At 46.2% G+C, this 9,155-nt stretch carries 13 protein-coding genes and 3 pseudogenes; 7 read left to right on the plus strand and 9 right to left on the minus strand.

From position 1 onward, the window contains the following. Positions 1-161: cysteine-rich KTR domain-containing protein (locus tag H6A13_RS11935; protein WP_204909791.1), on the minus strand; the 161-nt coding region annotated here is incomplete at its 3' end. 398 nt (positions 162-559) lie between these two features. Here H6A13_RS11935 and H6A13_RS11940 point away from each other — a divergent pair. Continuing rightward, a pseudogene (locus H6A13_RS11940) lies at positions 560-820 on the plus strand (helix-turn-helix domain-containing protein); the annotation flags it as partial. Here H6A13_RS11940 and H6A13_RS11945 read toward each other — a convergent pair. The 8 genes and pseudogenes from H6A13_RS11945 to H6A13_RS11980 all read right to left on the minus strand — a co-directional run. After that, positions 755-1,408: pseudogene (locus H6A13_RS11945) on the minus strand (DUF3991 domain-containing protein); the annotation flags it as partial. The pseudogenes H6A13_RS11940 and H6A13_RS11945 overlap by 66 nt on opposite strands. 14 nt (positions 1,409-1,422) lie before the next feature. After that, positions 1,423-2,937: a MobQ family relaxase gene (gene mobQ, locus H6A13_RS11950; protein ID WP_204909785.1), complete on the minus strand. Its 1,515-nt coding sequence runs from the start codon at positions 2,935-2,937 to the stop codon at positions 1,423-1,425. A gap of 231 nt (positions 2,938-3,168) precedes the next feature. Further along, positions 3,169-3,465 carry a DUF3847 domain-containing protein gene (locus H6A13_RS11955; RefSeq protein WP_002592867.1) on the minus strand — a complete coding sequence of 99 codons (297 nt, stop codon included), beginning with the start codon at positions 3,463-3,465 and terminating at the stop codon, positions 3,169-3,171. 131 nt (positions 3,466-3,596) lie between these two features. Continuing rightward, positions 3,597-4,430 carry a methyltransferase domain-containing protein gene (locus H6A13_RS11960; protein WP_002584969.1) on the minus strand — a complete coding sequence of 278 codons (834 nt, stop codon included), beginning with the start codon at positions 4,428-4,430 and terminating at the stop codon, positions 3,597-3,599. Between the two features lie 185 nt (positions 4,431-4,615). Then, entirely contained in the window at positions 4,616-4,912 is a 297-nt protein-coding gene (locus H6A13_RS11965; protein ID WP_022030173.1) for a P-loop NTPase family protein, read from the minus strand. A gap of 133 nt (positions 4,913-5,045) precedes the next feature. Further along, on the minus strand, positions 5,046-5,240 hold the full coding sequence (locus H6A13_RS11970) for a transposon-encoded TnpW family protein (protein ID WP_022030172.1): 195 nt from the start codon (positions 5,238-5,240) through the stop codon (positions 5,046-5,048). Positions 5,241-5,318: 78 nt separating this feature from the next. Continuing rightward, positions 5,319-6,185, minus strand: a pseudogene (locus tag H6A13_RS11975) (DUF4368 domain-containing protein); the annotation flags it as partial. Positions 6,186-6,216: 31 nt separating this feature from the next. Beyond that, positions 6,217-6,669 (minus strand): PcfB family protein, encoded by a 453-nt coding sequence (locus tag H6A13_RS11980; RefSeq protein WP_204909792.1) that lies wholly within the window; start codon positions 6,667-6,669, stop codon positions 6,217-6,219. A gap of 181 nt (positions 6,670-6,850) precedes the next feature. On the opposite strand from H6A13_RS11980, the gene H6A13_RS11985 reads away from it, so the two are divergent. The 6 genes from H6A13_RS11985 (at position 6,851) to H6A13_RS12010 (ending at position 8,945) form a co-directional block, all read left to right on the plus strand. Next, positions 6,851-7,051 carry a hypothetical protein gene (locus H6A13_RS11985; RefSeq protein WP_420827233.1) on the plus strand — a complete coding sequence of 67 codons (201 nt, stop codon included), beginning with the start codon at positions 6,851-6,853 and terminating at the stop codon, positions 7,049-7,051. Positions 7,052-7,137: 86 nt separating this feature from the next. Next, the gene (locus H6A13_RS11990; RefSeq protein ID WP_204909786.1) at positions 7,138-7,332 is read left to right on the plus strand and encodes a nucleic acid-binding protein; all 195 of its coding nucleotides are present in this window, start codon (positions 7,138-7,140) and stop codon (positions 7,330-7,332) included. A gap of 5 nt (positions 7,333-7,337) precedes the next feature. Beyond that, complete coding sequence (locus H6A13_RS11995; RefSeq protein WP_204909787.1) at positions 7,338-7,517, plus strand: hypothetical protein; 180 nt, start codon at positions 7,338-7,340, stop codon at positions 7,515-7,517. Positions 7,518-7,629: 112 nt separating this feature from the next. Further along, positions 7,630-7,881, plus strand: a complete 252-nt coding sequence (locus H6A13_RS12000) for a hypothetical protein (protein ID WP_204909788.1) — start codon at positions 7,630-7,632, stop codon at positions 7,879-7,881. A gap of 149 nt (positions 7,882-8,030) precedes the next feature. Continuing rightward, positions 8,031-8,639, plus strand: a complete 609-nt coding sequence (locus tag H6A13_RS12005; protein WP_204909789.1) for a helix-turn-helix domain-containing protein — start codon at positions 8,031-8,033, stop codon at positions 8,637-8,639. 114 nt (positions 8,640-8,753) lie between these two features. Continuing rightward, complete coding sequence (locus H6A13_RS12010; protein ID WP_204909790.1) at positions 8,754-8,945, plus strand: hypothetical protein; 192 nt, start codon at positions 8,754-8,756, stop codon at positions 8,943-8,945. The last annotated feature ends 210 nt before the right edge of the window (positions 8,946-9,155 follow it).

Genomic DNA, 9,155 nt, shown 5'->3' on the forward strand with positions numbered 1-9,155 from the left:
GTATTTTTGATTACAATCTCTAATTTTTCTACATCAATGATATGCGTCAATTTGCATTTAGGGCAGAAAAGAGGAAAATCTTTTAATACAGTATTATGAAATACTTGAACTCTCGTCTTTCCGTTACAAATCGGACATTTTATCCAATATTTTTTAAGCATTATATTTCACTCGTCCTTTTTACACAAAAAAATGCAGGTCAATCCTCAACATGAGCATTGACCTGCATTTATAATGCACAGAGCAGTACAACAAAACTAAGGCATAGCTTGCACTATGTCTATACTATATCTATACGTCGTTAGTTTTTTGTATAGCATCCGCAAAATAAGCATGACAAAAAAGCCCATGTTGAAAATGGGAAAATCCTTTTTTTCAATGCTTATCTAATACGCATGCTATGCAACATAAACGCCGCCTCCTTTTACATAAATTTTATTTTATCAGAAAATCAGTCTACTGTCAATACACAACAGGAAGTATTTAACCTAATGATATGAATTGTGTGGACATATCCAAAAAGAAAGGTGAACTGTAAAATGTAACAGGGTGAATGAAAATGGCAAAAAGACCCGTACCATTGTACGACTTTAAGGCTTTCGGGGCAGCTATAAAAGCCGCGAGAAATGAATACGGCGAGAGCCGCAAAAAGGTAAGCGACGAGTTATATATTTCCCCGCGCTACCTTGCGAATATCGAGAACAAGGGACAACAGCCGAGTTTACAGGTATTCTATGACCTTGTAACCCGGTATCATATTTCGGTAGCTTTGCTTCTGCCAATCCTTTTTGAACAGGCAGAGGAAAGAAAGCAGGTCAACGGGGGCTTCAAAGACAAACACTCTTTCGCCCTCGCCCCGGTAGCAGAAGTTAAAGGCTTTGTCGCTGCCTTTCACATCAAGGCGGAAGTTTCCCGCCGTTCCCTTGCTGTGGGCGTAGCGCGGTATTCCGTCCTCGTCCCGCCCCACAAATACGGCGTTGTGGTGGGCTGCGTCCTCGTAAATATCGCCGCTGGCAAAGAAAAAGCCCGTCACATCTTCATCAATGCGGCGGGCGGCTGTGAGGTAGTTCCTCGCTGTTCGGTTGTCGGGGCTGCGGGGCGGTAGCCGGAAGTCGGAGAGGGGCGCGGAGCTTGGTCTATCCGGCGGCGGTGCGGCTCCCTTTTCTCCTGTGAGAAGTTCAACGGCTTCGGTAAAACTCTTGCCAAAAAACTCCATGACAAAATCAATGGGGCCGCCGCCCTTGCTCTGGCTGTGGCGATACCACTTGTTGCCCCGGACGGTCAAGCTGTCGTGCCGTTTCCATCGGTATTCCTGTCCGGCGCGTTCCAGCGGTTCCCCCTGCGATTGCAGGAACAAAACAAGGTCGGCTTGGTTCGCCCGGTCTATCTGTTCTTGGGTGTAGTACAAAAAACTCACTCCTTTCATCGGTCTATGTCGTGCCGCTTTGTGCGGGTCTGTGTCTGCTCCGGCTGGTCGGCGCGGAGTGCAATATCCACGCATTTGCGGATTTTTTGAAGTTCGGAAACATCGGCGCGGGTATCTTTCAGTTTGGCATAATCGCTGTCCCTCTGTGTTTTGAGGTCGGCATATTCCTGTTCCCATTCCGCAATAGGCAAGGTCTTTGTTCCTTTCGGCAGATTTGCATGGAGATAGCGGCTCGCTGCGTTCCATAGCGTAAGCTCGGCGCGGTGGGCTTCCTCGTACTTGTCACGCTTGCTCGTCCAGCCATTTTTCAGCTTTTTCAGCTCGTCGTGAATGGGCTTGTACTCGGTGTAGTTCTTCCCGTATTCAATCAATTTCTGCAATTCTTTCATGCGCTTCTCGGCGGTTTTCATGCCCTCCCGGATAGCGTCGGCTTGGTCGCTGACAGAGGAAAGGGCAGCGTCCAGCTCCGCAAGGGTAGAAATACCATGCTCGGAAAGATAGTTGACCGCCTTTGCAACGGTTTTCAGTTCATCGGCGGCGTGCTGCCTTTGCCAACTCTGCGAATACTTCCGGCTCTTTTCTCTCTGAACGCTTAAATACTTCATCAGCAGATTTGCAAGGCCGGGGGATTGCGGGGGCTGCTCCGGGGCGGTTTCCCGCGCCTTGAACAGTTCGCCAATCCATTCTTTGAGCTTTCCAATCTGCGCCCTGATTTCCCGGATAAGGCGGTTTGCCTTTCGGATATTCCGGTTCAGCTCGCCTTTCTCGGTGGCTATGCCTTTCTTCTCCATTTGACAGGCCGCTACGCCCATGTGGACGGTGGGCAGCTCGTCAATGCCGCGCTCGGCGTTGCTGCGGTAGTCGATACGCTCCGGGTGTCCGGCGCGTTCAAGGTAGGCGTTTGAAATATCCGCCCATGCCTTGCGCCATAAAAGCGCGTTGCCCTTGTCGTTCCAGCCTGTGAGGTCAACTTTGTGTGTCTTGTATCTGCCGCTTGGTAAGCGTATGCGCTCGCCGTTCTCGTCAAGGTCATATTCCTTTTTGGACTTCGCCGCCCATGCGCCGCGCTCGTCAAGGGGGCGCATGGTAAGCATGATATGACAATGGGGGTTGCCGCTGTCGGTGTCGTGAATGGCAAAATCAACGCACATTCCTCTTGAAACAAATTGAGAGGAACAGTATTCACGGACAAGCCGGATCTGTTCCTCTCTGGATAATTCTATGGGGAGTGCTGCGTCAATCTCTCTGGCAAGCTGGGCGTTCCCGGCTTTCTCGTAAAGCTCCACGCTGTTCCACAAGGTTGAACGGTCAGAGAAAGAGGGCGGGGCATGGGGCGGCAGTAGGATTTCCGTATGGACAACGCCGCGCTTGCGGGTGTAGTCATGGGTCATTCCGTCCCACTCGTTTGTGATTTTCTCGCCGCTTCGATAGGCGGCTGCGGCAACGGCTGACTTGCCTTTTCCTCGGCTCACAATGCCGATGTTACAATGGTAAATGGCTATGGGTATCACCTCCCGGATAGGATAACCAAACCCGCAAAAATGGTACAGACGCCAACGGCGGGTGTACTGTTTTTGTGGGTGTGCAGGGATAGCCGCGTAAGCGGCGCAAGGGGTGCAGCCCCTTGTTGCGGCAAAGCCGCCATATCGGAGCGCGGGGAAAGTTCCCTGTGCGGAGATACGCCCTCGGCAGAGCGCACACGCCCGCAAGGGTGTATAAGTGCGCCCTTTGTTCCAAAGGGATTATTCGCTTTTCCCGCCCTCGGTGCGTTTTTTCAGATAAGCCCGCGCTTCCTCGCTCGTCAGGGCAAGCCGGAGAAAGGCGGCGGCTTCCTCATCGGTCATGGTCTTGGCTTCCGGCACAATGCTCTCAAAGACTGCGCCTCGGACGACCAGCCGGTGGCTGCGCGTCCGGCGTTCCTCTTGGGATAACTTTTGCCGCAACACCTTTTCCCGATTTTCAAGCTGCCGGATTTTCTTCTTCCCGTCCTCAATCTCGGCTTGCAATTCCTCGCGTTTTTTTTCTCTCGGTTTCGTCATGGGTGGTCACTCCTTTCTACCTGTCGGCATAGAAAAAGGACAGTCGATTTCCTCGGCTGTCCTTTTGATTAGGGTGTTTGGTTTACTCCGTTCTGCTCAATAAATGGGAATATTAAATATCAATACGCCCTTTAATACATTCCTATTAAAACATCAGCTTCGATTGTCAAATGTGTGAGAGTACGCCAATCAACGCAATCTTTTTCAACGCAAAAGAGAAGCGGCGTCATTTCAATAAACGACATTCTTTGTTCTGATGACAACTGTACGGTGGCTGAAACCGTTTCTCTTGAAATGGTTTTAAGATATTTCTCAAAATATTCAACGACAGACTCATTTGAATAATCTGGATTTTTCAAGTGTGCTTGCACTTTAGTCCTGATTTCCCTCAAATGATTTTTCGTAGGAATTACTTTCACAACATATCCGTTAGGAGATAGCAATCGCTGAAATTCTTTGTAGTGTGCAGGCGAAAATATGTCTAAAATACAATCCATACTTCCGTCTTTCAAAGGGATTTTTGATAAGTCAGTAACAAACCACTTCACTGCTTTGCGCTTGTCTTTTTTTGATGCAATCTGTATTGCCTCCCTTGACAAGTCAAAGGCAAAGATGTTTCGTTCTGTTCTTTGCTGTATCTGCCTTGCATAGAAACCCTCGCCGCAACCAACATCTAAAATGTTTCTTATAGATGGCGTATCAGAAATAAACTGTATGATTTTCTCCAACACAACATCATACATGCCATACTCCAAAATTTGGTGCCGGTTGTCAAAAGACCGCTTGCTGTAGTTGGTTTTGGGCGATGATTTTAACAACAAATTTACATACCCATATCTTGAAATATCAAAGCAATGTCCATGTCTACAAATTAGGCTATTGCCTTGTATATCCATTGATTTTGTGCAAATTGGGCATTGAAAATAAACCTTGCTGTCTGCAAAGCGTGATAAATTATTATTCATTTGTTTTTCCTCCGTAATTACATCTCTGCTTCAATAAGCGAGTTATGCAATACGGATAACCGCAACATAACTCGCGGTTTTATCTTAATCTCATAAATGTAACCATTGTGTTGTCCTCCAATCAATTCCGCAGTATTACTCTGCTTTTAGAAAAAGTATAGCACAAAACTATGAACATTTCAACTCTATTTCAGCCTGTCGGCGACGTTGCTCTCTCTGGCATACCGCCGCGCCGCTTCCCGCCGTTCCTCGCTGTATGGGGCGGTCAGACGGAAAGAGAAGCGGCCTTTCTCAATGTCAAACTCCATGCAGCCCGTTTCCGGGTCTGCGTCGGTCTGGCGGCACACATCGGGGTGCTGCTCGGCATAGGCGGCAAGCCGCTTCTTCAAGTCGGTGTTGTGGGTACGGATATGGATCAACGGGTCTTTCTCATCAAACCAGATGTCTGTGATCTTTTTTTGCTTGGGAAGCCCTGTTCGCATAAACTCTCCTTTCTGCGCCCTCGTTTGGAGAGAGGGGCATTTTTGAGGGAATTTTCCCGGCTCTTGACTTGGGGAAAATGGGGATTTTCAAATAGAAACCGCCCCGGCGAACCATTCTTCGTCCGGGCGGTTCCTATCGCGTGATTTTCGTTTTTTCCGGCTCTTGACCGTCCTGCAAGCTGTCGGCAAGTATCACTTTGAGCAGCTTGTCGCGGAATGTTTCTGTGCCGCTGTGGTTGAAAAACAACTCCGCAACGATGGTCTGTCCGTCCCTCTGTGTCGTGATAACACTGTCGGGGGATTGAGGTGTCCCGTTCTGTTCTGCCATAGGCGGCTCCTTTCTCTGGGTGCAAAAGAGGGATTTCCCGTAGCCCGGAAAATCCCTCTTGGTTGTCAGTATTCGGTTTTACTGTGCGGGTGCTGCGGCGGCTTCCTGTGCCTTTTTCTTTGCCCGGTATTCCCGTGCTTTCATGCGGTCATACTCCCGTCGCTTTTCAAGGTTACGCGCCCGGTACTCCCTTGAATACTGCCGGTGGTAGGCGCGGCTCTTTTCCTTTTGGGCTTCCTCGATTTTCTCCCGCATTTGCCGGATTTCCTGCTCCGTTGGCTCTGTAAGCTGTGTCACTTCGTTCTCAAATTTGCCGATATAGTTGAAATATATCCCGATGTGCTGAATGGCTTGTTTTGCCCTTTTCTTGTCGCGCTCATGCACTTCAATCCGGCTGATAAACTCGTTGAGAATGGCGGGGGTCAGGTCGGTAAAGGCAGCGTAGCGTTCCGTCAGCTTCAAAAACTTCTGCGCCCGTCCGCCCGCGTTCTCAAAAGCGGATAGCTGCTCTTGCAGCTCGGCAAGCTCCGCTTTCAGCGCATAGTATTCTTCTGAATACTTCTGCGACATTTGCTCATAGCGGTCTTGCGGGATCGTGCCGAGGGCGTTGTCCTCATAGAGCTTGTTCAGCACCTTGTCAATCTGTTCAAGGCGCGTCGTGATTTGCGGGATACGCTTCTGCTGTTTCTTGGTCTTGTCGGTCTGCTGCATGGCAAGGTTCTTTTTCACTAAGGCTTCAAATTCCGCCCAGTTGCTGATAGAATAGTCCTCGATTTTCTTCAGCACTTCCGCGATGGTCTGCATGAGCAAATCCGCGTCAATGATGTGCGGGGAATTGCATTTGGGGTTTTTGGCTTTTCCCTTGTGGTACTCGCTGCAATAGGCAACATGACGCTTGCCGCCATTCCGATAATCTATGCGAATGTGCATTTTCGCACCGCAATCGGAAGTATCAGCTTTTTGTAGTTGATCTGCTTCATATCTCGCGCCCCCTGTCCATTTTCTTTACCTTGTCGCGGGCGGCGTTAAGCTGCTTCGCCTTGTCCTTTGCAGCGGCAAGGGCTTTGCGGATAGAGGGCTTTTTCTCCCGGTTCAGCTTCTTTGCGGAAAACTCTTGAAACGCTGCGGTCATAACGTCCGCGTCCCGGCCTTTGAAAAACACAAGGTAACGGGTCTGCTCGCCCTTAACCTTTTTTAGCGAAAAATCTATGTTGTATTTCTTCGCCGTACTCTCAAAGGCTTTAATATTGCTGTCGGTGATCTCGATGTTGGAAACACCCGCGTTCTGCTTCATAAGCTGCCGCATGGTCTGTTTCCCATGCGCGGGTTTGCTTTTCTGCTCCAAAAACTTTTGGATTGCTTTCTGTAACGCCTGTTCGGTAAGCCGCGCCGCGCCTTTTCCCACTTTGACGTATAGGGCAAACAACATTACTTTTAACAAACTGAATACCCCAGATTTGGGAATGATTATAGCCGGAGCGATAATCTCTGCAATCGGTATGTTAGTAGGTTCGTTGTGGAATAAGAAATGCTACAATCAAAATAAGAAAGAGAAAACTTCCAGTTTATAGGAGGATAATCTTTTTACCGCCTGCGACCAAACCGCCGTTTTGTACCATGCGGAACTTGCTGCCGCCCTTGCCCTTTTACCGGAGCAGGCACAGGAAGAAATTTTCCGGTACTATTTCCTGCGCCAGCCGCAGCGCGTGATCGGCGTACATATCGACCGGACACGCAGCACAGCGGGGCGGCATATCCAGCTTGCCTTGCAGCGGCTACGGCGGCTCATGGAGGGAAAAGACTATGAGTAAACTTCTCGCCTATGAAACAATCGTCAAAGCCCATGAGGGCGACCCGAACGCAGTAAACGCCGTAATTTTTGATAGGAGATGTTATTATGAGAAAGTGTGTGCGTTGTGAATGTGATATGGTTGCAAATTATGATGTGAAAGTTGAGGGTGGAGCATACGGATTAAAGATAACTAAGCCGGGATTGTTTAAGAGTAGCCTTGGTAAGATTCGAGTCGCTGTATGTCCTAAATGTGGGTACCTTGAATTTTATCTTGAAGATACCTCAAAGATAGGAGAATAACATATATGAAAAAAAGGAAAGTATGCATAGTAATTTTAATTTTAGCAATTATTGCCCTCTTAATAGGGATTAGCTATTTAGTGCAAGGCATCTATGCGAGAGGACTTGGTGGAGTAAACTATGGAAGTGTTATATTCCCGCTATTAGTTGGAGTAATCGCCGTCTATTTTATGAAAAAAAACTGAGGCTGTCTTTAGCGGTTTCCCCCAGCAAGTTTACAATTCATCTATTCCCGAAAACAGCTGGGCATAGTATAATAAAGCCAGCAATAAAATGAAATTTGTGGAGGAATCGAAAATGAGAATAAATTTCCGGACGCAAATAATCGTTACTATGGTTTTAGTTATTGTGGGATTTATAAGTTCTTTATGGTTCGCTAAGGATATGTACTATAACCTTGCGTGGGCTTTTACAGGTATTGTTTTTTTCATTAACCCTGTATATCCTATAAATATAACAAATTTAGAACAAGAAAAAGCGAAAAAGGGAATACGAATAGCAGGAATGATTTTGGTTTTTATCGGATTAACAAATGGATTTGGTGTATAAATCCTAAGTTGTAGAGCAGAAAAATGGAAGTTAATTTAGGATATTTTTTTGCAATGGATAAAGATTTTTTATTAAAATTGCAAAGTAAACGAAGCATCGATTTAAAAATAACAGCGGTTATTGTATGATAATAGCCGGGAGGTGGTAGGATGGATGCTCAAAAATTTGGTGCTTTTATCGCACAGTGCCGCAAAGAGAAAAGTATGACACAATCAGAATTGGCAGCAAAAATAATGGTAACAGACAAAGCGGTAAGCCGTTGGGAACGGGGAAAAGGCTTCCCGGATATAAATTTGCTGCTGCCCTTAGCAGAGGCTCTTGAAGTATCAGTTCTTGAATTGATGCACTCAGAAAGACAAAAAGATAAAGTCCAACTTTTCCAGGACGATACAATCATTGTTCATTTGATGGAAAATGCTGTTGAAATGAATAAGCAAAATAAACAGCAGGATAGGATCATTGCATGTATTTCGTGTATCACAATGTTTTTTGTTACATTTTTTATAAAATTTTATGGCTATGGAAGTATAGGTGGAGGAATTGTTGCAGGCGCTTTTATTGCATTTATTCCCATAGGGTTTTATCTTCTTATCAGCAACAGGAAAGACATCACAGGCAGAAAAATTTATACTATATTTACGGTGCTGGGAATTTGTCTGACTTTAGCTTTATTGACTTTTTTGCATGTAAATTCACTGATCCTTATATGGGGAACTTTCTTTCTCTTTTTCCTTATCATAATTGTGCTGATAGCATAATGTATTTTCATGCAGATATCGACATCTTAAAAAAATAGAGTATTTGGAAAAATCCAGTTTGTTAAGCAGAAAAATCCTAAGTTGTCGAATTAGAAGTCAATGAGGTGAGAATAAATGGATAAAGAAAAAAAGAGGAAGTTTCATTTGATGTTATATGGAATTGCCATTCCTGTTAGTTTATTTGCTCTATATACATTTGTCTTTGTTTTTGATAATGGTATCGGGTGGAAAATTTCGTTAATTATTATTGGCTTGGGTTGGCTTATATCCGCTGTCTCCGGGTTTATAGAAAATTTGAAGAAATAGACAAAGCCAAAGTTGTCAGACTGATCCAAAAATCAGGGAGCATATCAAATTGATACGCTCCCGTTATTTTGCCAGAAATCTGCTGTTAAGGCCTACCGGCATATTGTACACGGTAAATCATAAGTACCAGCGTATTTTTTGACCGCCGTTTCTGGCGGCCGGTTTACACATTTGTTGTTTTTGTTTTGCTCCGGCAGATTTCCGGCAGCT

The sequence above is a fragment of the Mordavella massiliensis genome (assembly GCF_016902415.1).
In the GTDB taxonomy this organism is placed as follows: Bacteria; Bacillota; Clostridia; order Lachnospirales; family Lachnospiraceae; genus Merdimonas; species Merdimonas faecigallinarum.